Annotated in this window: 25 protein-coding genes and 1 tRNA gene; 8 read left to right on the top strand and 18 right to left on the bottom strand. The window is 63.9% G+C overall.

Annotated elements, in window-relative coordinates; all coding sequences use genetic code 11:
* Window positions 1–7 precede the first annotated feature (7 nt).
* The 3 genes from NKJ94_RS14250 to NKJ94_RS14240 form a co-directional block, all read right to left on the bottom strand.
* A complete protein-coding gene (locus NKJ94_RS14250) occupies window positions 8–391 on the bottom strand; it encodes a hypothetical protein (RefSeq protein WP_352525801.1) in 384 nt (127 codons plus the stop codon).
* Between the two features lie 86 nt (window positions 392–477).
* Window positions 478–1,098 carry a nucleoside triphosphate hydrolase gene (locus tag NKJ94_RS14245; RefSeq protein WP_352525800.1) on the bottom strand — a complete coding sequence of 207 codons (621 nt, stop codon included), beginning with the start codon at window positions 1,096–1,098 and terminating at the stop codon, window positions 478–480.
* A 76-nt stretch (window positions 1,099–1,174) separates the two neighbouring features.
* Window positions 1,175–2,281 (bottom strand): hypothetical protein, encoded by a 1,107-nt coding sequence (locus tag NKJ94_RS14240; RefSeq protein ID WP_352525798.1) that lies wholly within the window; start codon window positions 2,279–2,281, stop codon window positions 1,175–1,177.
* A 254-nt stretch (window positions 2,282–2,535) separates the two neighbouring features.
* On the opposite strand from NKJ94_RS14240, the gene NKJ94_RS14235 reads away from it, so the two are divergent.
* Window positions 2,536–3,426 (top strand): D-alanyl-D-alanine carboxypeptidase family protein, encoded by an 891-nt coding sequence (locus NKJ94_RS14235; RefSeq protein WP_352525796.1) that lies wholly within the window; start codon window positions 2,536–2,538, stop codon window positions 3,424–3,426.
* A gap of 106 nt (window positions 3,427–3,532) precedes the next feature.
* Here the strand turns inward: NKJ94_RS14235 and NKJ94_RS14230 are convergent, their stop codons facing one another.
* Window positions 3,533–4,342 carry an AraC family transcriptional regulator gene (locus NKJ94_RS14230; protein ID WP_352525795.1) on the bottom strand — a complete coding sequence of 270 codons (810 nt, stop codon included), beginning with the start codon at window positions 4,340–4,342 and terminating at the stop codon, window positions 3,533–3,535.
* A 337-nt stretch (window positions 4,343–4,679) separates the two neighbouring features.
* Between NKJ94_RS14230 and NKJ94_RS14225 the strand changes: the two genes are divergently transcribed.
* From NKJ94_RS14225 to NKJ94_RS14215, 3 genes are all read left to right on the top strand, one after another.
* Entirely contained in the window at window positions 4,680–5,600 is a 921-nt protein-coding gene (locus NKJ94_RS14225) for a zinc-binding dehydrogenase (protein ID WP_352525793.1), read from the top strand.
* A 160-nt stretch (window positions 5,601–5,760) separates the two neighbouring features.
* Window positions 5,761–5,837: transfer RNA gene (locus NKJ94_RS14220), tRNA-Arg, on the top strand.
* Window positions 5,838–6,079: 242 nt separating this feature from the next.
* A complete protein-coding gene (locus tag NKJ94_RS14215) occupies window positions 6,080–6,313 on the top strand; it encodes a hypothetical protein (RefSeq protein ID WP_352525791.1) in 234 nt (77 codons plus the stop codon).
* Between the two features lie 57 nt (window positions 6,314–6,370).
* Here NKJ94_RS14215 and NKJ94_RS14210 read toward each other — a convergent pair whose 3' ends face one another.
* Together NKJ94_RS14210 and NKJ94_RS14205 are read right to left on the bottom strand one after the other, a co-directional pair.
* Window positions 6,371–6,679 carry a hypothetical protein gene (locus NKJ94_RS14210; protein ID WP_352525978.1) on the bottom strand — a complete coding sequence of 103 codons (309 nt, stop codon included), beginning with the start codon at window positions 6,677–6,679 and terminating at the stop codon, window positions 6,371–6,373.
* Window positions 6,680–6,752: 73 nt separating this feature from the next.
* A complete protein-coding gene (locus NKJ94_RS14205) occupies window positions 6,753–7,271 on the bottom strand; it encodes a metallophosphoesterase (RefSeq protein ID WP_352525789.1) in 519 nt (172 codons plus the stop codon).
* Between the two features lie 206 nt (window positions 7,272–7,477).
* Between NKJ94_RS14205 and NKJ94_RS14200 the strand changes: the two genes are divergently transcribed.
* Window positions 7,478–7,810: a hypothetical protein gene (locus NKJ94_RS14200; protein ID WP_502896034.1), complete on the top strand. Its 333-nt coding sequence runs from the start codon at window positions 7,478–7,480 to the stop codon at window positions 7,808–7,810.
* A gap of 102 nt (window positions 7,811–7,912) precedes the next feature.
* Window positions 7,913–8,461: a DNA-3-methyladenine glycosylase gene (locus NKJ94_RS14195; RefSeq protein WP_352525787.1), complete on the top strand. Its 549-nt coding sequence runs from the start codon at window positions 7,913–7,915 to the stop codon at window positions 8,459–8,461.
* A gap of 33 nt (window positions 8,462–8,494) precedes the next feature.
* Here the strand turns inward: NKJ94_RS14195 and NKJ94_RS14190 are convergent, their stop codons facing one another.
* Window positions 8,495–8,761 (bottom strand): DUF3606 domain-containing protein, encoded by a 267-nt coding sequence (locus NKJ94_RS14190; RefSeq protein WP_352525785.1) that lies wholly within the window; start codon window positions 8,759–8,761, stop codon window positions 8,495–8,497.
* 175 nt (window positions 8,762–8,936) lie between these two features.
* Here NKJ94_RS14190 and NKJ94_RS14185 point away from each other — a divergent pair, with 175 nt between their 5' ends.
* Entirely contained in the window at window positions 8,937–9,455 is a 519-nt protein-coding gene (locus tag NKJ94_RS14185) for an EF-hand domain-containing protein (protein ID WP_352525783.1), read from the top strand.
* 180 nt (window positions 9,456–9,635) lie between these two features.
* Window positions 9,636–9,977: an antibiotic biosynthesis monooxygenase family protein gene (locus tag NKJ94_RS14180; protein WP_352525781.1), complete on the top strand. Its 342-nt coding sequence runs from the start codon at window positions 9,636–9,638 to the stop codon at window positions 9,975–9,977.
* Window positions 9,978–9,990: 13 nt separating this feature from the next.
* Here the strand turns inward: NKJ94_RS14180 and NKJ94_RS14175 are convergent, their stop codons facing one another.
* The 11 genes from NKJ94_RS14175 to NKJ94_RS14125 all read right to left on the bottom strand — a co-directional run bounded on the left by NKJ94_RS14175 (window position 9,991) and on the right by NKJ94_RS14125 (window position 22,176).
* Entirely contained in the window at window positions 9,991–10,824 is an 834-nt protein-coding gene (locus NKJ94_RS14175; RefSeq protein ID WP_352525780.1) for an SMP-30/gluconolactonase/LRE family protein, read from the bottom strand.
* Window positions 10,825–10,838: 14 nt separating this feature from the next.
* Complete coding sequence (locus NKJ94_RS14170; RefSeq protein ID WP_352525778.1) at window positions 10,839–12,614, bottom strand: CoA-transferase; 1,776 nt, start codon at window positions 12,612–12,614, stop codon at window positions 10,839–10,841.
* On the bottom strand, window positions 12,611–13,396 hold the full coding sequence (locus NKJ94_RS14165; RefSeq protein WP_352525776.1) for an enoyl-CoA hydratase/isomerase family protein: 786 nt from the start codon (window positions 13,394–13,396) through the stop codon (window positions 12,611–12,613). The genes NKJ94_RS14170 and NKJ94_RS14165 overlap by 4 nt, the downstream gene beginning before the upstream one ends.
* A gap of 2 nt (window positions 13,397–13,398) precedes the next feature.
* Window positions 13,399–14,604 (bottom strand): CaiB/BaiF CoA transferase family protein, encoded by a 1,206-nt coding sequence (locus tag NKJ94_RS14160; RefSeq protein ID WP_352525775.1) that lies wholly within the window; start codon window positions 14,602–14,604, stop codon window positions 13,399–13,401.
* A 34-nt stretch (window positions 14,605–14,638) separates the two neighbouring features.
* A complete protein-coding gene (locus NKJ94_RS14155; RefSeq protein ID WP_352525773.1) occupies window positions 14,639–15,424 on the bottom strand; it encodes an SDR family NAD(P)-dependent oxidoreductase in 786 nt (261 codons plus the stop codon).
* A 1-nt stretch (window position 15,425) separates the two neighbouring features.
* Window positions 15,426–16,421: an ABC transporter permease gene (locus NKJ94_RS14150; RefSeq protein WP_352525771.1), complete on the bottom strand. Its 996-nt coding sequence runs from the start codon at window positions 16,419–16,421 to the stop codon at window positions 15,426–15,428.
* Between the two features lie 63 nt (window positions 16,422–16,484).
* Window positions 16,485–18,017: a sugar ABC transporter ATP-binding protein gene (locus tag NKJ94_RS14145; RefSeq protein WP_352525770.1), complete on the bottom strand. Its 1,533-nt coding sequence runs from the start codon at window positions 18,015–18,017 to the stop codon at window positions 16,485–16,487.
* Entirely contained in the window at window positions 18,007–18,990 is a 984-nt protein-coding gene (locus NKJ94_RS14140; RefSeq protein ID WP_352525769.1) for an ABC transporter permease, read from the bottom strand. Before NKJ94_RS14140 ends, NKJ94_RS14145 begins: the two co-directional genes overlap by 11 nt.
* 137 nt (window positions 18,991–19,127) lie before the next feature.
* The gene (locus tag NKJ94_RS14135; RefSeq protein ID WP_352525768.1) at window positions 19,128–20,159 is read right to left on the bottom strand and encodes a sugar ABC transporter substrate-binding protein; all 1,032 of its coding nucleotides are present in this window, start codon (window positions 20,157–20,159) and stop codon (window positions 19,128–19,130) included.
* Between the two features lie 23 nt (window positions 20,160–20,182).
* Window positions 20,183–21,034, bottom strand: coding sequence for an IclR family transcriptional regulator (locus tag NKJ94_RS14130; RefSeq protein ID WP_352525766.1), 852 nt, complete (start codon window positions 21,032–21,034; stop codon window positions 20,183–20,185).
* Complete coding sequence (locus NKJ94_RS14125; RefSeq protein WP_352525765.1) at window positions 21,034–22,176, bottom strand: ABC transporter substrate-binding protein; 1,143 nt, start codon at window positions 22,174–22,176, stop codon at window positions 21,034–21,036. Before NKJ94_RS14125 ends, NKJ94_RS14130 begins: the two co-directional genes overlap by 1 nt.
* Window positions 22,177–22,707: the final 531 nt, after the last annotated feature.

The raw sequence follows: 22,707 nt of genomic DNA, 5'->3' as shown, positions 1-22,707 counted from the left end.
GGCCCGGCTACTTTGCCTTGGTCCGCGGTTTTGAGCCGCTCTTGCCGACTACGGAAGCGGCAAGCGACGCCGCACCTTTGGCGGTCGCCAGCACCGCACCAGCGGCAACGTTGGCCGTCGCTCTGACGGTGCGCATTGCGCTGCCCGCGATCGATCCTCTGCTGCTTGCCGGCTTTTTGGGTCCGGCGGCTTTGGGGGCCGCTGCCTTGGGTGCAGCGGCTTTGGCCGCGGCAGGCATCACCTTCTTCGGCGCTGCCTTGCCAAAGCTAGGCTTTGCCGCATCCTTGGCGCGGGCTGCCACTGCCGGGCCGGCGCTGGATTTCGCTCGAGTTGCTTTTGATCGTGTTGCCCTGCCCTTGGCGGGCGCAGGCTTTCTTGCCATGGTTTCCATCGAACGGTTCCCTCATGGGCACAATTGCCGTGTCCGGGATAACGGCCTGAAACTGCTAAGGTTCCGGCCGGGCGGTTCCTTGCAAGTCAGGCCAGGTCGCCGACCACCAGGTCGGCGGGCCGCCGACGGGCAACCACGCGGTCGATGTTCGGCATGTCGTTAGAGGCGATCCAGGCGCGCGCGTCCTCGTCGGAGCGGCCGTGCTCGTGCCATCGCTCCAGCAGTCGGCGCTCGAGCTCGGCGCGCGGCACATCGACGAAGATCGAGAAGTCGAACAGCGGCGCCAGCCGCGTCCAGGGTTCCTCGTCGAGCAGGAGATAATTGCCTTCGACCAGGATGAATTTGGTCTCGGCGGCGACAATCGCAGCAGCGGCGCGCGACAGCTCCATGCTGCGGTCGAAGACCGGGATGGCGATATCCGGCTCGCCGGCGCGGATGCGCTTCAGCAGCGCTTCGAAGCCGGCAAAATCAAAGGTTTCCGGGGCACCTTTTCGCGCGCGAAGTCCGCGCCGCTCGAGCACGACGTCATCGTAATGGAAGCCATCCATCGGAACGACTTCCGCCGTGCCTTCCGGCAGCAGGTCGTGCAAGCCTGCCGACAATGTCGACTTGCCGGCGCCGGGCGGACCGGCAATGGCAACGATGAAGCGCGGCGCCTTGCCGGCGCGCTTGAAAATGGCAGCAGCGATATGGGCGATTTCTGACATTGGCCCCCTTACGGTGGTTCTGGCGCATTTTGGCGGCAGTTTTCGAAAATTTCAAACGCCGGATTGTGCCAAGCCTTCAATCGGGCCTGGATTGGCCGATCCGCAGGAAATCGCTGTCGAAGGCGATGTCGCGCACGGCACCGTCGGCGGCCAGGATGCGCATGCGGCACGGCGAGGTCGTGACGTCGCGCGGCGGCTCGCCGGATGGCCACGGCAGCGCGCCGGTGACATGGCGGAACGAAAAACTGCGACCTTCAGAAAGGGCAAAGGCGGTCGCCACGCTTTCATGCTTCAGCCAGTTGTCGCCGAGCGATGCGGCATGGCCGACGGCCGTGCGGCCGTCCTCGATGCCGAGCACGCCGCGGTGGCGGCCGCTCCATGGCGCATAATCGCGCCCGCCATTGCTGACCCACAGCATGGTGACCGGCAGTTCAGCCGGATTCTTCAGCACCAGCACGAGATCGGCTTCCGCCTGGCGCGCCAGTGCGGTCCAGCCCGGCCCGCCATGATCGGCCTCGACCAGCGTGACGAAGTCCTCACGCAGCTGGTCCATGCGATAGCCGGTCAGGTCGATCGTGCCGCCGTCAGCGGCGGGAAAGCGCGTCAGGTCGGCGGTACGCGCCGGGTAGACGAGCAAAGAGCGGCCGCGCGCCGGATCGGGCTCCGGCGGCTCGTTCGGCGTCGCGGCAAGGCGCTTCGGCGAGAACGCCAGCCTGCCGCCGGTCTTCATCACCGTCATCGGATGGTGGGCGACGGGAATGGCGCCGGAGCCGCCGGAAAAGACGTGCTCCTGATAGAGAAAGGGATGATCGTCGCGCAAGGTCAGGATCTTGTCGACGGTCGCGCCCATGACCGGGCGCTGCAGCCGGAAGACGGCGCGCCAGCCATCGGCCGTTGCCGCGCTGTCAACGACCTCCCAGCGACTATTGGCCGGCCAGCCGTGCAAAGGTGCCTCTTCGACGTCGCTGATCGAGAACGGCGCGCAGAGGAAATCGCCGGACAGGTGGACCGTACCTTCAGGCAGGTCTTTCGGCAGCGTCTCGCGCGGCTCGCCGACCCAGGGTGCGCGATGCAGCGGCTTCAGCCGATGGCCATCGATATCGACCGCCATGTCGGCAAGATGGCCGACGGCAAGATCGATCGATACCGAGATGCCCTTTGCCGTGATCGTGACCGTATCCATGTGCACCTACCGATTCTGCCGACCCGATTCTGCCGGCCCGATTCTGCCGGCGCCAGCAAAGCCCACTCGCCGCCGGTTGCGCAAGCGCGGCGGCCGGCAATTCACATCAGACGGCGGCTGTATCGACGCAGCCGCCACGTGGGCCTGTGGACAGACACCCATCCAGGGCCCGAGCGATATTAACCAAATGGACTGCGCCCTTGCGTTAAGATAGCTTCGCGTCGTCTCAGAAACAGCCTGCCTTCGGAACCGACTTGTCCGCCTTGCGCTTACTTCCGCTCATCCACAAATGTGTCGCGGTGCTTGCGCTGCTGCTGTTTGCCGCCGGCTGCACGACGGTGACGCCTCCCGACAGCGTGCTGGCCGTGCCGGCGCCGCCGCAGAAATATGCCGCGATGGTCATCGATGCCGGCACCGGCAAGACGCTGTTCGAGGTCAATTCGACGGCGCCGCGTTATCCGGCGTCGTTGACCAAGATGATGACGCTCTACCTTCTGTTCGAGGCGCTGGATTCTGGCCGCATCAGCAAGGAGACACAAATTCCGGTGTCGGACAACGCCGCCCGGCAGCCGCCGACCAAGCTGCGGTTCAGGCGCGGCGAGACGATCGACGTCGATTCGGCGATTCGCGCCATCGTCGTCAAATCGGCCAATGACGTGGCGGTCACCGTCGCCGAATATCTCGGCGGCAGCGAAGCGGCCTTCGCCGGCATGATGACCGCCAAGGCGCGCCAGATCGGCATGAGCAGCACCGTATTCCGCAACGCCTCGGGCCTGCCGGATGGCGACCAACACACGAGCGCGCGCGACATGGCGGTGCTCGGCATGGCGCTGCACGCCCGCTTCCCGCAGCATTTCCACTATTTCTCCGAAAGCGACTTCATGTTCCGCGGCAGGCTGGTGCGCGGCCACAACGACATGCTCGGCCGGGTGCGCGGCGTCGACGGCATCAAGACCGGCTACATCAGAGCTTCGGGTTTCAACATCGTTACCTCCTATAATGCAGACGGGCACAGGCTGATTATCGTGGTGATGGGCGCCGACAGCGCGCGCCAGCGCAACGACCACGTCGAGGCGCTGATCCAGCGCAGCCTGTTGCCGACCTCGGAGGCAAAGACGCGGCTGCTGTATGCCGAGGAGCAGTGACCGTTGACCTCAGAGCGGGCGGCGGACCGGGGCGTTGCCGCCACAAGTTGGGATCGGCGTTCATTCACTGGGATGGACACCTTCAGTCGGCCGCATGCGGGGTTTGTCAGGCGACAAACGCAGAACCGCCGTTTTGCGCGACACTACTGAGATACTTTGCCGGTGGCTTCCCAAGCGCTTTCTTGAACATGGTGATGAAGGCCGTGACCGATTCGTAACCGAGATCGGCCGAAACCTGCTGCACGCTCGCGCCGGAGGCCAGCTCCCGCATTGCGACGATCAGGTGCAATTGCTGGCGCCAGCGCCCGAAGGTCAGCCCTGTCTCCTTTACCACGAGACGTGCGAGACTGCTCTCGCTGAGCGCAACGCGATTGGCCCATTCCGCCAGGGTGCTACGGTCGGCGGCATCTTCCGCCAGCGCCGCCGCGATCCGCCTCAAGCGCGGCTCGGACGAGATCGGCAGGTGTAGCTGCTGAACAGGCATGCGCGGCAGTTCGGTGAGCAGAACCCTGGTCAGGAGCTCGCCCCTCGCGTCATCGTCCTCGTCGCGATCCGCCAGCTCGATAATGAGCTCGCGCAGCAACGGCGAGATCGAAAGCGTGCAGCACCGGTCCGGCAGGTCGGCAGCTCCCGGCTCGATATACACGAAAAAAATCCGGGCATTGGCGGTCGCGACGTTGCTGTGCTCCATGCCACCCGGAATCCACACCGCGCAATGAGGCGGCACCATCCACAGCCCGCTGGGGACGCGACATGTGACGCCACCGCCGAGCGCGAAGACGAGTTGCCCTTTGCGGTGGCGATGGTCCGGTACCTCCGCCTTGGTCTCGGTAACCTCAACGCGCACGGCAATTGCCGGTACGAGGATGTCATCCGGATCGAAATTCGGCCAAGGGTAGCGGAGCGGCTGTCTCATATTGACTTATTTTAGCGATCAAGTGCCATGATATCTAAATTATTCCATCGGGAAAGTCGATAGGCTCCGACTTGCGAATGAGTCAGGAGCCTGCAAAGACGATGAGAAAGATTGTTCAGACGCCTAGCGGCCGTGCTGAAAGACCGGGCCGTGGATCCCATCGTCAGCGGCCATCTGAGGCAGCGACGGGAAGAGCTTGGCCTATTTGGCACGCTACCCAACATCCGGCGTGCGGCCGGGCTCTGAGATCATCAGCGCCCCGCCTGTGCCGCCAAGCCGAACAAGTCCGAGGCATAGCAGGCCACGCGTCCACCCCGCAGCAAGGAGGCATGACCCCATGCTCGCCTTAGTCACCTCTCTCGACAGCGCCACCGGGTTGCGGCTCGCCGAGCTTGGCGAGCCCGAGCCCGCCCCGCACGAGGCGCTGGTCTCGGTCCGCGCCGTCTCCGTGAACCGCGGCGAACTGCGCCTGCTCAACATCCGCCCGAACGGCTGGATACCTGGCCAGGACGTCGCCGGAATTGTCGAGCGCGCCGCGGCCGATGGCTCTGGGCCAGCCGTCGGCGCCCGGGTTGCGGCTTTGGTCGACCAGGCCGGGTGGGCCGAACGTGTCGCCGTTCCAACCGACCACCTCGCCATCCTGCCGGACGACGTCAGCTTCGTCTCCGCCGCCACTGTTCCGGTCGCAGGCACGACCGCGCTGCGGACCCTGCGCCTCGGCGGAGACTTGGCCGGCCAGCGAGTCCTGATTACGGGCGCAAGCGGCGCGGTCGGTCGTTTCCAGATCCAGATCGCCCGCCAGCAGGGCGCGTCGGTGGTGGCGGTCGCCGCCGCCCGGCATGCCGCGGATCTCCGCAGCCTCGGAGCCGAGCGGGTCGTCGAAACGATCGAGCTGGCCGAAGGACTGTTCTCGCTGATTACCGAGTCGGTCGGCGGCAACAGCCTCGCCCATGCGATCGAACGGGTGGCGCCTGGCGGGACCGTCGTCATGTTCGGCTCGAGCAGCGGCGAACTCACGCCCATCGGCTTCCGCCAGTTCGTTCCGGGTCACGAAGGCGCGCGGCTGCAGACCTTCGCCTACTACACTTCCGGTCCGGAGGTAGGCGCCGACATCGCCTCGCTGCTCGCGCTAATCGCAACCGGCCGGCTCGAAACGCGCGTGGCGCTGACCGTGCGGTGGCGGGACGTCGCTCAGGCCCTGGACGCGCTGCGGCAGCGCAGCATCAGCGGCAAGGCAGTCCTCACCATGACCGAATGAGCAGGCGGTGGCCGCAGGGGACAGTGTTCTGTTCCCAAGGCTGCTACGGCAACTTAGGCCCGCCCGCGATTGCCCGTTGAAGCCGGCGCCTGCTTCCGCTAAGAAGCCGTGGCTGGCCGGTTACCCGGCTGGTTCGTTTTTGGGATCGCCGATCCTGAAGGCACCCGTAGCTCAGCTGGATAGAGCGCTGCCCTCCGAAGGCAGAGGTCACAGGTTCGAATCCTGTCGGGTGCGCCAACATACTAGGGGGTCCATTCCGGACACATAGGTTACGATTTATACCGGAGACATGGTGGACTGCACCCATCTCTCGGGAAGGGCACGATCTGCTGATCCTCCTGGTTCAGCCATATCTCGTAGACCGAACCTCGAATCCAGCCCTGCCCGCCCATGACGATCAGCTTCGATCCCGGCGATCGCCTGGAACTCAATCGGCCTCGAATGATTTGTTCGTGAGATAAATTCGAAGGAGCGCCCCCGTGCCCGCACCGCCCGAAATGGATATCGTTCTCGAAAAGCTTCCTTTGAGGATCGGCGCCTACATACCCGACGACTTGCTGGAGGATTGGTTCGCGCCGGGAACGGGCATGAACCCGGTCAGCAAGGAGGCGCTTGCCGCCGCGAAGAACTACGGATGGCGCTTCGAATGTGAGTTCAAGCACTACCCCGAACGCAAGGAAGGCGTGTTCTGGAAGTGGGTGCCGGCGATCTGATCCGCGCTCGACAGCCGAAGCTTGACTGAAACGGGTCGCCAAGCCTGTCGAATCCCCTCAGCCGCCACCAATGGGCGTCATCACCTTGCCGGTTCCGCCGCATTCGGGGCAGGTCCGGCCGTCGACCATGCCGGTGCCTGAGCAGCGGCGACAAATATTCTCGCCAGCGCCGGGAATACCTGCCGGAACCTCGTCCGTGTTGGTTTGGCCGGCCTGCCGGCCCTGCAGCTTGTTTCTCAACCGGGCGACCAAGCCTTCGTCGACCTCAAGCGGCTTGCTGCTGTCGTCCGGCAGGCCTTCGCCGGATTGGCCGATGGTTTCATTGCGCGGCCGGTCGTTCGCGCCTGTCGTGATCTTCTGAGCCATTGCAGCTGCCTTTACGCCTTGCAATTTTCGAACGCCTCAGCTCCGCAGAGGTTCCGGTTGCGACCAGCAGCCTTCAGCCGGGCTTTCGCCGGGCCGCCCTTCTGCCTCGGCTGCCAAGAATGGCGGCAAGTGTGACCGGACGAAAATCCCAGTTGTCGACGCCAACATCGTACTGGCGCGTGACGGGGGACAACCTGCCGTGGGAATGGCCATGCAGGTCGATCGATTTCCTGCCGATCTGGTTCCAGGTGCGAAAAGGATAATGGCAAAGGATCAGCAGGCTACCGTCGAGGGTCAGTTCCTTGTAATGTTGGGTGCTCGCCCAACCCGTGGCGTCGATGGTGGCTGCGCCATCGTTGTTGCCGATGATCAGATGCTTGCTGCCATGGAGGGACGACAGAAGCGAAGACACGAATGTGGCCGACCGCTTGGCAAAATCGCCGAGATGCCAGACTTCGTCGTCCGGCCCGACAGTCTCGTTCCAGAACGCAATGAGGGCCCGATCATGTTCCGCCAACGAGCCGAACGGGCGGCGATCGATGCGCAGAATGCGCGGGTCGCTGAAATGCGTGTCGGCGGTGAAGTAGATCATGTGCGTTCGTTGGAGCCTGCTGTCGAACAGCCGCGCAGGTAGGCGCGTGACTCGCCAAGTCCATCTTGCTCTCCGTGATGCCTGCCCCAACCCGCCCGATCGCCGGTTGTTCCTGGAAGGATGCTCTGGGGGTTTTCCGCTCGCCGGAACTTTGAAATGAGACGCAGGTTAGGACGCGTGACGCCGATGTTCTGAAGGAGCCCTCGATGATGGCCGACGCAGCACCCTTTGGGCGAAACCCGTCACAGGCGCGGGGCGATATCGATGCCGGGCGCGAAGGGGATAAGACGCCGGGTATCGACCCGGCTGCCGCTCCCGTGGAAACTGACGCGGAATCCGCCGGCGACGTTCCGGCGAGCGACGCGCCTCCGCCCCGTAAAACGCCGAAGTTCACCAACGAGGCGAGCTATGCCGATGCGATGCGCCCGCTCAGGGGGGAGCGCGACGTCCAGCCGCGCAGATATGGGCCGGTCCTGGTGATTGCCGCCATCGTCGTGCTGGCCGCTGCAGTTTTCATCGGCGCGGCCATGCTGCGCTGAATACAGCCGATCCAGACCGCGACGCAGTGGATGGACATTTTGCTTCCGGTCCGAGAATTTGTTGCCACGCCAGGTTCAGGCGCGACCGAGATCTGATGCAAATTGACCACGAACCACCAATTCTTTGCCCGAGACGCCGCCATCGTCGCGCGCGACATGATTGGCGCGACGCTGCTCTTGCACGGCGTTGGCGGCATCATCGTCGAAACCGAAGCCTATCGCCCCGATGATCCGGCTTCGCACGCTTTCGGTGGCAGGACGGTGCGCAACGGCGCAATGTTCGGCGCCCCGGGCAGCGCGTATGTCTATCGCTCCTATGGCCTGCACTGGTGCCTCAATGCCGTGTGCCTTCCCGGCAGTGCCGTGCTTATCCGCGCAATCGAGCCGCGATCAGGGCTGGACGTGATGCGGGCCAATCGCGGCCTTGACGATGCCCGACTGCTTTGTTCGGGGCCGGGTCGTCTTTGCCAGGCACTGGCGATCGGTAAATCCCATGACGGGCTGCCGCTGGACGAGCCGCCATTCGAATTCAGGCCGCCGAGCGAAGCCAGCGCCATTTTGACAGGCCGCAGGATCGGCATTTCCAAGGCTGTCGATGCCGAGTGGCGGTTCGGACTGCGCGACTCGGATTATTTGAGCCGCAAGTTCTGATGCCCGCCGCAGCGGCAGAGCAGTTGCCTGGCATCACTCGTCGGGTTTACCGAGATGCATGGGTGTCGCCTGCTGGCGGGCTTCTCTGGTCACCTCGTCGGCTCCGGCAGGTGAAATCCCTCGCAATGCCTTCGCAGCTACGGTCAGGCGCCCGCGATCATTGCCGAAGCTCTTGATCAGCTGGCGGACCTGGTCGGCGGTGATGCCGTTCTGTTGGGCAAAATACTCGACTTCACGGTCGTCTTCCGCAGAAACGCGGTCGCGCTCGCGGAAATCTCGCTTGCTCTTATCGTCGGCCATTTTTTCCTCCTGGTGGAGCTTTGCATCAACGGCAACGTGGGTAAGCCGCTTTTGTTGCCGCGATCGGGCGGACTTTTCCGCCGCCGTGCCGACTGCCCAGGAACCATGAGGCGAGCAACCGGTTTGGCTGGATGCAGACACGTTCAGCCACCAATTCATACCGATGGAGACTACGATGACGTTCGCAAGCAAAACCACTGTAATTGCCGCGGCGCTGGCTATGTTGGCCGCGCCGGCATTCGGCCAGACGAGCCCACCTGCGCCCGCCGCGCCGGCACCGGATCGTGGCGCCGAACAGTCGCCCGGAATGAACGGGCAGAGCCAAGATGCCATGCGCGAAATGATGCGCCAGATGATGACTGAGATGCTGGAGGAGAGAATGCAAGAAGATCGCAGGCCCCGAGCAGAATGGCGAGGTCGCGACCACTGGCATCGCGACTACAGGATGGGCCCGCCTGACCGAGGTTGGGAGACGGGAGGCGGCGGTGGCATTGGACGCGGGATGCATGGCGCGAGGATGCGAATGATGTTCGCCATAGTGGATGCCGACGGCGACGGCGCGCTTTCTCAGGCCGAAGTCCAGGATTTCGTCGGGCGGATATTCAACGCAGTCGACGAGAACGGTGACGGCAGCGTCGACATGCAGGAAATCCGATCCTTCTTCCATGGAGGAGGCGCCGAGGATCAGGAGTAAGTCTCCTAGCGGTCGGCAAGGAAGCCCTATCTGGGCAGCGCCACCTACGTCGACCGGGGAGGATGAAAACCGCCGCTGGCAACCGGATACCGGGTTGCCAGCAGGGAAGATGCGTTGCTTGGCTGGCCTTGCGGCGCTGAATGCCGGGTCGGAACCAATCGAGACAGCAGGAATTTGGCCATGACGGAGAAAGCCACACAGAAAACCCCGACCATCGTTCGTATCTGGCGCGGCAGAACCCTGCCTGAAAAGGCAGATGCCTATGAGAGCTACAATTACGAGGCCGGCATCAAGCCGCTGATCGAGAAGGCGCTGGGCGTGCAAACCTTTCGCGAGGACACGCCGACCCATTCGGAATTCGTGACGATCTCCTATTGGGAGACTATCGAGGCGATGGCGGCGCTCACCGGCGGCGATCCGACAAAAATCCACCATCTCGAGCGGGACGAAGAGTTCCTGATCGAGCTGCCGTCGAGCGTGCAGGTGCTGCGCATCCGCTCCAGTCACGGCCGGCTGGGATAGCTTTGATCCTGATCTATAAAATCGCCGTCAGGTCGATCTCGGTAATGTGCCAGCGGCCGAGATTTGCGGTGTAGAGCTTGTCGCCCTTGAAGGCGATGTTGGTGGGATGGGCGAGCGTCGTTGCCGCCGGATCCTCGATCAGCACCTCGAGCCCGCTATCCTTTCGCCAACGATAGATCCGGCTCGGCTCGTAGCATGAGATGAACAGCGAACCGTCCGGCGCGAAGGCCACACCATCGGGAACGTTGTTCACGCCCTCCACGACGAGCTGGCGAGGCCCTGCCGTGCCGTCGGCAAGGATTGGCACATAGCTGACGCAGGCTGCATGGCTTTCCACGACGTAAAGTCCGTTCCCACCCGGCGCCATCGCCATGCCGTTGGCGAAGGCCATGGCCTCGCGGCACCACAGGCCGCCTTTGCCACTCTTCAAATCATAGCGGAAGATGCCGGAGCGGTTGTCTTCGCCTACGCTGTCCGACACGTAGAGCCAGCCGCGCGCCTCGTCGATAACGGGATAGTTCGGCACGCGGATGCCGGCCGAAGCGAAGCGCTGCATACCAGCCGTCGCGGCATCCCAGCGAAAGACCGCCGCATGTCTGAGATCGCAAGCGAAGCAGTTGCCTGCGCTGTCGAAGGCGATGCCGAGCAGAAAGCCCTCCGTGCCGCCCATGCGTTCGACCGAGCCGCCATCGGCGGCCAGGCGCAGCAGGTCGCCGGTTTCGGTGCCGCACCAGATGGAGCCGTCGCGATGGATGGCCACGCCTTCCGGATGCGCAACGCGCGGGCTGGTGAAGATGCCGTCGAAGAAGACCCTCGCGGCCGATAGTTCGAGCAACGGCTTTGCCATGCGCCGCCCCCTCTTCAGCCTGCCGCGGCATGCGACCGCTGCGCGGCGATGCAGAGCTCGACCATCAGCCGGTCGGCAGCAAGGATTTCGGCGATAAGCGCGCCGCGCTCCTTGGCGCTGACGAATTCGAGGCGGCGCAGACCAAGCGGGTCGATCCGGTTTCGCAGGACATCGAGCGTCTCGTTCGCGGGCAGCGGAACTTCGCGGCAATCGGCATCGAATGTCAGGGCAAAACCGGTGGCATCCTGGATCTGCTGGCGCGTCACGCCCGGCATGGTCTCGACGACGACCAATTCCCTGTTCTCCCGGTCGAGCCGGAAGACGCAAAGGTCGGTGAACACCAGTGCAGCACCGGTCCGGTAACCCATCGGCTTGCGTTCGGCCTCTGTCAGCAGTCCGCGCGCCGAACTGGCGATCTCGACCCTGTCGACCAGCGACTGCACGGAATGGCGCGGGACGTAGAGCAGATAATCGCGATGCATGTTGGCGACATCGGCCATGCCGCCTTGCCCGGGCAGCCGGATGAGGCTGCCGTCGCGCTTGCGCAGCGCAATGGTGTTGACGCGGCCGCGTCGGTCGACCTGCGCGGCACCGACGATCTCATGCGTCACCGCGCCGGCCTGGTAATAGGTCGAATAGGTGTCGTCGCCGCCGACATGCGCCACCGCCGTCTCGCAGTCGAGGCTTTCGATCAGCGACAGGATCATCGGGCTTGGCGCTATGTCGAGATGGCCGCAACTCATCGTCGCGATGATCATGTCCGGCGCGTGCGTCGCCTTTGCCAGCCGGTAGGCGACGTTGGCCAGCGGCGACACCGCGCCGGCGCTGGCAAAGCTCTCATTGTTGAGCTCGGCGGCGATGCGGGCAGCGATGATCTCGTCGATGGACGCCTTTTTTTCGCTGTGCACGAGGCCAGGCATTGCGAGGGCCGTTTCAGCGCGGACTTTCGTGGCGTCTCGGACTAGTTCCGGCACGCCTTCGGAAGGCAGACGCAGATTGTCCGCCAAGGACGCTTCTCTGACGGCAAAGGCGTTCGCCAAAGCCTGATAATCGGTGACGCAGAAAGGCAGGCAGGAGGCGGGATAGGCGCCGCCTGGCGCCAGCGCGATCGCCGACACCTGATTGCGGGTCAAAATGCTCTGCCGGCCGTCGTGCCGCAGCGCACCGACCGGGACGATTTCCTCGACCGTGACCAGCACCTGGCGCGCCGCGCCGGCCATGGCGAAGTCCAGCGCCCGCGGCCCGATGATCTCGACATTGCCGCTTTCGTCGGCGCGCTGGGCATGGACGACGAACGTATCGAGCCGCAAGGCCAGGATTATGCCGGTCGTGATTCCCTCGACCGGATCGGGCACGGCGACAGCGCCCGGCACGCGCGCCAGCATGTCCGAACCCTGCGGAAGCTGAAACGGCATCGACGGCAGGTTCTGCTGCGCCGCCCGCAACGCCTGGATCATGGCGAGCGCCGTCCAGTCGCGGACCGGCACGGCATTCATCTCGGCAGCCGCGCGGAAGCGGGGCGGCAAGCCAAAAATATCGAGGCTGGAAAAGCAGATATCGATCTCCGCCACGGCATCCGCTTCGAGAAGCAGTTCGAGCGGCAGGCCGCCGGCCCAGCAGACATAGCGCAGGCCCTTGACGCCCGAGCGGGCGATGGCGCGCAACAGGGCGATCGGCAGCCGGGCAAAATGATGCCCGCCGACACCGAAGGCGTCGCCGCCGCCGACCATCGCGGTCAAGCCTTCGACATCGGTGAAGCGCGGCCGGTTCGGCTTGACCAGGGATATCATGGCGCGGCCTTGGCCCGCGCCGCGCTCTTCTCAGCGAACTCCTTGACGCGGCGCTGGCCGATCTCGCTGCGGTAAAGGCTACCCAGGACGTCGCGCTCCATGGCAAGGCCGTCGACCAGCTCGCCCGACACAGCATGCGCGGTCAGCGCCTTCAGTGCCTCGATCGCGGCGGCCGGTTCGGCGGCGATCATGCCGGCGAGTTCCAGCGCACGCGGCATCAGCCTTTCGGCATCGACGATCTCATTGACCAGCCCGGCGCCGACGAACTCGGAAGCCGGCACGATGGCGCCGGTCATCAGCAGGAGGTTGGCGCGGTTGCGGCCGAGTTTTTGGACGCTGCGCTGGGTGCCGCCACCGCCGGGGACCAGCCCGAGCTTGATCTCGGGCAGGCCGAGCTTCGCGAACTGGTTGGCGATGACAATGTCGCAGCACAGCACCAGCTCCATGCCGCCGCCGAGCGCAAAACCATTGACCGCGGCGATGACCGGTTTGCGGTTCTGCTCGATGGCCGCATACATGCGTGTGCCCGCCGCCTGGAAGGCGTCGAACTCGACAGCTGTCTTGCCCGCGTATTCCTTGATGTCGGCGCCGGCCATGAAGCCGCGCCCCTCGCCGGTCACCACGATCGCGCCGACACCGTCATCCCTTGACAGCGCCTCGAAAACATCGGTGATCTCGCTTTGCATCAGTCGGTTCATGGCGTTGAGCTGATCGGCGCGCCGGAAGGTGACGACCGCGACGCGGCCGGACATTTCCAGAGTGAGTGTCCGGTAAACGCTCATCGTCAGGCAGCGTCCACGGTCATGTCGCCGGAAGCTTCCAGTGCGGCGATCTCGTCCCTGGAGAGGCCGAACTCGGCCAGTATCTCGCGGCCATGCTGGCCGACCAGCGGCGCCGGCCGCTCGATGGTTGCCGGCGTCTCGCTCATCTTGACCGCCGGCGCGACCACCCTGACCTTGCCGCCGCGCGGATGATCGTAGCTGGTGATCATGCCCATGTGCTTGACCTGTGGATCCTCGGCCGCGCGCCGAATGTCCTTCACCTCGGCGCACCAGATATCGGCTGCCAGCAGCCGCGCCAGCAGATCTTGCGTCGCAAACTTCCTGGTCTCGGCATTGACCTTGTCGAACACCTCGTCGCGTTTGTCGAACAGGGTCTTCAGATCATCGTAGACGGCGAGCTGCGGCGCTTCCAGCACCTCGTACAGTGTCTTGAACGGGCTCATGGCGATCGACACGTAGCCGCCGTCGCTCGCTTCGTAGATGCCGAACGGCGCCTGCATGCCGGGATGGCCGATGCCGGAATTCGGGCGCACGAAATCCTCGCCGAGATTGAGCACGGCGACATATTCCTGGTTGAGATGCGCCAGCATGCCGGCGAGCAGATTGACCTCGATCTTCTGGCCCTTGCCGGTCTTCTCGCGATAGTAGAGCGCCGACAATATGCCGTAGACCATGTTCATCGCACCGATCTGGTCGGCGAGGCCGGCGCCGGCCGGAACAGGCGCCTGGTCGCCGCGGCCGGTGTTGGAGATCAGCCCGGACAGCCCCTGGATCAGCATGTCCTGGCCGGGACGCTCGACATAGGGGCCTTCCTCGCCATAGCCGGAACCCGAGCAATAGATGATGCCGGGATTGATCGCCTTGAAGTCTTCGTAGCCATAGCCAAGCCTGGCGAGCACGCCGGGGCGGAAATTCTGCACCACCACATCGGCCTTCTTCGCCATGTCCATGATGATCGCATGCACCTTGCGGCTCTTCAGATTGAGCGCGATGGAACGCTTGTTGCGGTTCCAGGCGAGGAAATTCGGGCTTTCGGAGCCGCCGACCCATTTGGCGAAGAAGGTCATGCCGCGGAACATGTCGCCGGCACCGGCACGCTCGATCTTGATCACGTCGGCGCCCATGTCGCCAAGCAGCTGCGTAGCGAACGGCCCTTGCAGCAGGTGGCTGAAATCGAGAATGCGGATGCCGTCAAGGGCCTTGTTCATTTTTGTCTCGTTTGTTGTCAACGCAGATCGGGGGTCAAAGCAGGTCGGGTACGTAGCGGGGTGCTGCGGTGAGGCCGCCGTCGACGCGCAGGTCGGTACCGGTGGTGAAGCCGGCGGCATCGGAGGCCAGATAGACGGCGGCTTCGGCCACTTCGGACGGTTTGCCGATGCGGCCGAGCGGATGCATTTTCACCCAGGCCTTGGCGAGATTGCCGCCGATCTCCCTGACCAGCTTGTCGTTCATCGGCGTGTTGATGGTGCCGGGCGAGATCGAGTTGACGCGGATGTTGAGCGGGCCGAACTCGACCGCCATCTGGCGCGTCATCGCCATTACCGCGCCCTTGGCACCGGCATAGGCGGTCCAGCCGTCGAGCCCGATATGCCCTTGCGCCGAGGCCATGTTGATGATCGACCCGGATTTCTGCGCGATCATGTGCGGCAGCGCATATTTGCAGCCGCGGAAGACGCTGGTCAGGTTGACCGCGATCAGCCGGTGCCATTGCTCGTCGGTCATCTCATGGACCGGCATGCCGCCGATGGCGATGGCGGCATTGTTGACGAGAACGTCGAGATGGCCGGTCTTGCCGACGGCGCCGTCCACCAAGGCGGCGATGTCGGCCTCCTCCGCCACGTCGCAATGGACGTAGTCGGCGCGGTGGCCGGCGGCTCGCAACTCGGCCGCGAATCTTTGACCCTTCTCGTCGGCGATGTCGCTGAGGAAGACGTGCGCGCCCTCGCGCGCCATCGCCTCGCTGATCGCATGGCCGATGCCGTCGGCGGCGCCGGTGATGATTGCGGTTTTCCCTTTGAGACGATCCATGTCAGCCTCCAATGATGCGCCGGCGCTTCGCTTCGTCGAAAGCGACGGCGGCTATGATGATCATGCCGGTGATGACCAATTGCCACTCGGTCGGCAGGCCGAGCCCGCGCAGCCCGTTGGACAGGAACTGCAGGATCAGCACGCCGAGCGCCATGCCGGTCAGGCTGCCGATGCCGCCGGCAAGGCTCACCCCGCCGAGCACGGTGGCGGCAACGACCTGGAATTCGAAATTCAGTCCGGCCGTGTGTTGGGCCGAACCGACGCGGGCGGCCAGGATGATGCCGGCAACCGTCGCCAGCAGCGCGCTGATGATGAAGCAGATGAACTTGACGCGGCGCACGTCGTAGCCCGCCAGCCTTGCCACTTCGGGATTGCCGCCGACGGCATAGATCTGCCGTCCGAACGGCCGATGCTGCATCATGTAGGCGAAGACGGCGAGCAGGACGATGGCGATGACAGCCGAATAGGGAACGACGTTGAACAGGCGGCCGTCCGACAGCGCGATGAAGCTGTCGAGCGCGGCATCGTCTGGGATGGCGCGCTGGCCGGTGTAGAGATAGACGCCGCCGCGCATAATGAACATCGTGCCCAGGGTCACGATCAGCGAGTTGATGCCGGCATAGGATGTCAGATAGCCATTCACCACACCGATGATCAGCCCGAACAGCAGCGCGCCGCCGATGCCGAGCGCAAGCGAGTTCGTGTCGTTCATGATGATGATCAGCGGCAGGGCGATGGTCGCCAGCAGCGACCCGATCGAAATATCGACCTCGCCGGACATGAAAACGATGGCGCAGCCGATGCCGGCGGTGAGCGCAAGCGACGCCTGACCGAGCACATTGGTGATGTTGCGCACCGAGAAGAAGTTCTCCGCCGTCAGGGAAAAGAAGGCGATCACCAGGATGAGGCAAAGGAGCAGCGCCAGTTCCTGCCGCGCGAAGAGCCGCGCCAGCATGGACGGCCCGGCTTTGATGGACTCGGTGCTTGCAAGGCTCATCGCTTGCTCCCTTCGAAGGCCTGGGCCGAATGACAGGGAATGCTGCCGCAAAGTGTCATCGCCTTATCCGATCGCTGCATTGAGGATTTTCTCCTGCGTGGCGTCGTCGCGGGACATGATCGCGGTGAGGCGACCTTCGCACATCACTGCGATGCGGTCGGCAAGCCCCAGCAGTTCAGGCATTTCAGACGTCATCATGACGACCGCCAGGCCTTCGCCGGCGAGCCGGTCAATGAGCGCGAAAATCTCCGATTTGGCGCCGACGTCGATGCCGCGGGTCGGCTCGTCGACGACGATCACCTTCAGGCCTCGCATCAGCCAGCGCGAGATCAGCACCTTCTGCTGATTGCCGCCGGACAGGTTCTTGACCTGCTGGAACAGGCTGGGCGTCCGGATGCGGAAACGGTCGACATAGTCCTGCACCGCCTTGCGTTCCCTGGCCTTGTCGACAATGCCCATTTTGGCGAAAGCGCCGAGCGAGGCGAGGCTGGCATTCTGATAGACCGGCAACTCACCCATCAGCCCTTCGCTCTTGCGGTCCTCGGTGAGCAGGCCGATGCCGAGACGGACGCCGGTGTGCGTGTCGTGCGGCATCAGCCGGCTGCCATCGACGGCAATCGTGCCGGAAGTGATCGGGTCGTAGCCGACAACCGCCTTGGCGAGTTCGGTCCGGCCGGCCCCCATCAGGCCGAAGAAGCCGAGGACCTCGCCGGCATGCGCCTCGAACGACACATCCTTCAGCTTCTTCGCGGTGCTGAGCCCTTCAACGGAAAGCGCGACCTTGCTGCCCGGCGCGCCGCGCTTGCGGGGAAACAGGTTTTCGATGCGTCGGCCAATCATGTCCTGGATCAGCGTGTCGTTGGTGTGTTGGCCGATCGGCCTGGTCGAGACGTGGCGGCCGTCGCGCAGCACGGTCACGGTGTCGGCGATCTCGAAGACCTCGTCGAGCTTGTGGCTGACATAGAGCACGGCGATGCCGAGCGCGGCCAGCCGGCGAATGACGGTGAACAGCAGCGAGACCTCGTTCGGCGTCAGCGAGGAGGTCGGCTCGTCCATCACCACGACGCGGGCTTCATGGGCGAGCGCGCGGGCGATCTCGACCATCTGCTGCTGGCTGACCGGCAGCGATCCTGTGCGCGCCGCCGGATCGACGTTGAAGCCAATGCGCTTGAACAAGGCGGCAGCGTCGGCACGAATCTTCCTCCAGTCGATCGAGCCGCTTTTGCCGGTCGGATAGCCCTCGAGGAAGATGTTCTCGGCGACGCTGAATTCGGAGATCAGCGCGATCTCTTGGAATACCACCTTGATGCCCTCTTTCAGGCTGTCGCGCGGCGACTTGATGTCGGCCTCGCGGCCGCGCAGGCGGATGCTGCCGGTATCCTTGCCGTAGACCCCGGCCATGATCTTGATCAGTGTCGACTTGCCGGCGCCGTTCTCGCCCATCAGAGCGTGGATCTTGCCGGGTTCCAGGGTCAGGTCGACATTGTCCAGCGCCACCACGCCGGGAAAGCGCTTGCCGATGCCATGCATTTCGAGCGCCGGCACGCTTTTGTCGACGGCCGCGGCTTCGCCGGAGTGAAGGAAATCAACCGACATTGGCTCTGTTCCGGACGATGTCGAGATAGGTCGCGAGGATGATGACGATGCCCGGCACCACCATCTGCAGGTCCTGGTTCCAGCCGAGGATAATGATGCCGTTGTCGATGACCTTCAGCACCAGCACGCCAAGCAACGTGCCGAGCAGCGAGCCGCGGCCGCCAAGCAGGCTGGTGCCGCCGAGGATGACGGCGGCAATCACCGTCAGCTCGAAGCCGCGGCCGGCGGTCGGCTGGCCGGCATTCATCAGCGACGACAGGATCATGCCGGCGATGCCGACGCAAAGGCCGGTGGCGACGAAGGCGAACAGTTTCAGGCGTTCGGAGCGCACGCCGGAGAGGCGAACCGCGCGCTCATTGGCGCCGACCGCGTAGAGATAGCGGCCGAGCGTGGTGAAGCGCAGCGTTGCCGCGGCCAGCGCGAAAATCACCGCGGCAATGACCACGGGCAGCGGGATCGCGCCGATATAACCGGCGCCGAGATCGGTGAAGCTTGCAAGCCGGTGGTGGTTCTGCACCGCCTCGCGGGTGAACAGATAGACGCCGCCCTGCAGCATCATCATCGTGCCGATGGTGGCGATCAGCGAGTTCACCTTGAGCCTGGTGACAACCAGCCCGTTGAACAGGCCGACCGCGCCGGAAAAGGCTAGCGCCGCCAGCAGGCCGAGCGTCAGGCTGTGCGTTGAATTGAGGACGGCCATGCCGATGCAGCCGACAAAGGCGAGCGATGCACCGACCGACAGATCGACTTCAGCAGTGATGATCAGCATCGTCATGCCCGAGGCGACGATCAGTACCAGCGCGCATTGGCGCAGGATGGCGATGATGTTGGCCTCGGAATAGAATTGCGGCGCCGCTATCGAGATGGCGATGCAGAGCACGGCCAGGATCACGCCGAGCACCAGGTGGCTGCTGCCCAGCAGCTGGCCGCCGATGAAACGCCTTGGCGCGGAGGATTGCGTAAGCTCGCTCATTTCCATTCCATTTCCGGGCCGTATCGGTGCCGTCGCCATTTGGAACCTGCCGGCCTAAAACCGGACGGTTGACCTGTTTTGTCGTCGGCATCCGATCCGGTGCCTTCCCGCCGCGCGGGAAGGGCTATCCGGGATCCTTACTTCTTCAGGTCAGCGGAGGTTTTCATGCATTTTTCCGGCGGCTGAAGCGCATTGACGGCATCCCATTTGATCGTGCGTGTGGTGCCATCGTAGTCGTAGAATTTCTTCCACTCGTCGCCGTTCATCGGCGCGGTCGGGCTGACGATGTGCTCCGGCACCTCTTCGCCGTTGAAGAGCTTAACTGCTGCATCGATGGCGGTGTAGCCTTCCTTTTCCGGGAACATCGCGGCCTCGATGCGATAGGACGGCTCGTTCTGCATCGCATTGATGAAGGCAAGGCCTTCGCCGCCAGTGCCGACCGTCAACAGGCCGTCCTGCGACTTGCCGGCCGCTTTCCAGGCCTGAAGTCCGCCGAGCGACGAGGAATCGTTGATGCCATAGATGATGTTGATGTCGGCGTTCTTGGCAAGTGCTGCCGAAGAGACTTCGAGCGCGCGGTCCGGATTGCCGCCGCCGTCGAGGTCGTGGACCATGACCGCGTCAGGCACGATGGTCTTCAGGCCGTCCATAAAACCCTGCGAACGCAGGACCGTGGCGGACAGGAGCGGAAGGCCGACATTCATCACCTTGGCTTTGCCGTCGAGCTTTTCCTTGGCGAATTTACCGGCTTCGACGCCAGCGGTGTAGCCGGTATCATAGTCGCAGATCGCGACCATTGTCGTCATTCCCTTGACCGGATTGCCTTCGAGCACGACCGGAACGTTGTTGGATTTCGCCTGGCGCAGCAGCGGCACGACGCCTTCCTCGTTGACAGGTGTAATGATCAGAACGTCGACGCCCTTGGCCATGAAGTCTTCGGCGGCGGAAACCTCCTTGGCAACGTCGAGGTTGGCGTCCTGTACCTCGAGCTCGATACCGAGTTCCTTGGCGCGGGCCTGCATGCCCTTGATGACGTTCTGATACCACTCATGGGTGGCGTAATTGGTGACGTAGCCGATGCGCTTCGGCATGTTTTCAGCCTGTGCGGCAGCGGCGCTCAGAGCCAGCGCGGCCGCCGAGGCAAACAGCATTGATTTGGACCAGTTCATGTTTCTTCTCCCTGTATTTCTTGTCAGTTGCTGAACGGATAGTCCCCCCGTTCCGGGTCGGCACGTGAAGAATTGGCAGCTTCGCCCGCGCCCAGCGCCGCCGATATCTTTTCGGCCGCCGCCTGGGTCCGCTCGAAAACGGTTTTGCGATCGAAGCGCGCGGCCTTTTGCGGCAGAAACGGGACGGTAAGCGCCGCAATGACCGCGCCGGTATGGTCGCGCACCGGCATCGAGATGTTGGTGCAGGCCTCGACTGCCAGCGAGGCACGCATTTCATGGCCGAGCCTTGCGACTTCGTTCAGTCGCGCTTCGATTTCCGTCCGGCTGCCTTGCCCTTCGCCGGCAGCGACGATCCGCTCGACGATGCGGTCGCGCTCGGCGCGGCTCGAATGGGCGAGCAGCACCGCGCCGGAGCTCGTTTCGAGGATCGGGAAATGCGAGCCGAGGGCAACCGAATAGCGCATCGGCAAAGGCGAATCGATCTGCAGCACGACTAGTGCGCTCTCGCCTTCGCGAACGACCAGATGGCAGCTCTGATCGGCATTGGCGGCGAGGCCGCGCATCACCGGCAGCGCGCATTCGACCAGGCGGTTTACCGGCGGATGCATATGTGCCAGCTCGAACAGCTTCAGCGACAGGCGGAAGCGGTCCGATTGGGTCCGGAAAATGTAACCGCGCTTCTCCAGCAGCAGCAGGATGCGATAGATCTCGTGAATGGAGCGCCCCATTCCGGTGGCGATCTCGGTCTGGGTCAGCGGCTCGCCGCTCGCAGCCATGAATTCCAGGACGTCGAGCGCCTTCTCCACCGCGGGCACGCGATAGCCGTTGCGGCCGCTTTCGCCTTCGTCGGCGATCTGGGCAATACCGGCGGCCATTACGCGACGCTCCTTTGCGGCTGGCCCTGCTTGGTCTCGCGATAGAGCCGGCCCAGCCGATCCGCGAGCTCCGCCGCCGGCAATTCGCCGGCGATCGCCGCAGCGGCATGGGGGGCGCATTGGCGGAAGAAGCTGATGAAGCCCGGATGGGTCGGGCGCAGATAGGACGCCTCGATGGTCGCCAGCGTCGAAGCGAAGAAGTCGCCCGAAAGAGCGTTGACCTCGGCATCCTGCCACGCCGCCAGCGATCCCGGCTGCCCGCCGGATTTCACATAGTCGCTGCGCTGGTAGCCGGGCGAGCACAGAAAAAGCGCGTAGTCGACAGCGGCTTGCTTGTGTTTCGATTGGGCGCTGACGCCGATGCCGGCGCCGCCCAGCAAGGCGCCGGCGGATCGCGGCGTGGGCACGTCGGCGAAGCGCAGATACGGCCTGTCGGCCTTGGAAGCATAGTTCACATAGCCGAAGGCGAACGGCACATAGACCACATCGTCATGCGCGATCATGTGATCGTAGCAGCGGATCGGGTTCCATTTCGGCGAATTCGGATGCGACAGCTCGGCAAGCTGGCGCAACTGCGCGGCAGCCTGCTCGACCTTCTCCCTTGCAATGAACTCCTCACCGTTTTCCTGCGGATGGCCGAGCGTCAGGAGCAGGCACATGGCGTCCGTCGGCACGAACGGCAGGCCAAGCCACTTGCCGTCCTTGCGCGCGCGCCGGCCAAGCTCCAGCACCTCTTCATGAGTAGTGGGCACTGCTGCGTAGCGCTCCAGGAGATCTGGGCGATATGAAGCGATCTGGCAGGCGGCATCGATCGGCAGTGCCCATTGGCGCCCGTCCCTTGTGTAGGATCGCCAGGATGCGCCGACCGAATCCTGTTCGAAGCCGCGGCGCTGCTCACCCGGCAAATCGAACGGCACCATCAGCTCACCTTCAGCAATATCGCCAATGAACGGGTGGTCGAACACGACAAGGTCATAGGCGCCGAGCACCGGACCAAGTGCGCCCTCGCCGAACTCGTAGAGGCCGCGGCGGTCCCATTCGATCTCAAGACCGGGATTGGCGGCGCAATACGGCCCGATGCTGGCGTCGAGCGGACCCCAGCAGCGTCGGTGATCCCACGCGAGACCGCGCAGTCTTGTCATGCCCGAAATTCCTCCCTGAACCGTCCATGCGCCGGGTCAGCCGATTAGTAGCAATTATTTTCACCTAGACAAGTAATTTTTACATACGCAAAGCCGGCCTCGGCTTCCGTTTGGCACGGAAGCCACCAACGGCCCGTGGTGCGCATCACGTTGCCGCCGGCCTGCAACCAAAGGCTGCAATGGATCTGCCTTTTTTGGAACTTTCGCGACGAACATTCGTTCGGTTGGCGCAGCCATTCAGAGCAGCGTCACCGGAATCAGCGCCGCGTCGCAGGGAGCGGACTAAATGGACCAACTGTGGGCGCGGCCATGAACCGGTTTACCGCCTTGGCATTCGCCACGTTTCTGGCGATAACTTCAATCTGGGTCCTGTCGCTGGTTTCTTAGGATTTGGCTCTGGTTTCTTAGGATTTGGAGGGGTTCTCGACAGGTTGACCGCTTAACAACGACGTCCAAGGCGTGTCGTTCTGCCAGCCGGAGCCGCGTGCGTGAAGAAACTGTCGCCAGGAGCACGTCGGCGCGCACATTCGG

The organism is Mesorhizobium sp. M0060, from assembly GCF_040323155.1.
Taxonomy (GTDB): Bacteria; Pseudomonadota; Alphaproteobacteria; order Rhizobiales; family Rhizobiaceae; genus Mesorhizobium.
Note: the sequence above shows the minus strand (reverse complement) of the source record. Positions and strands in the feature narration are given on the sequence as shown.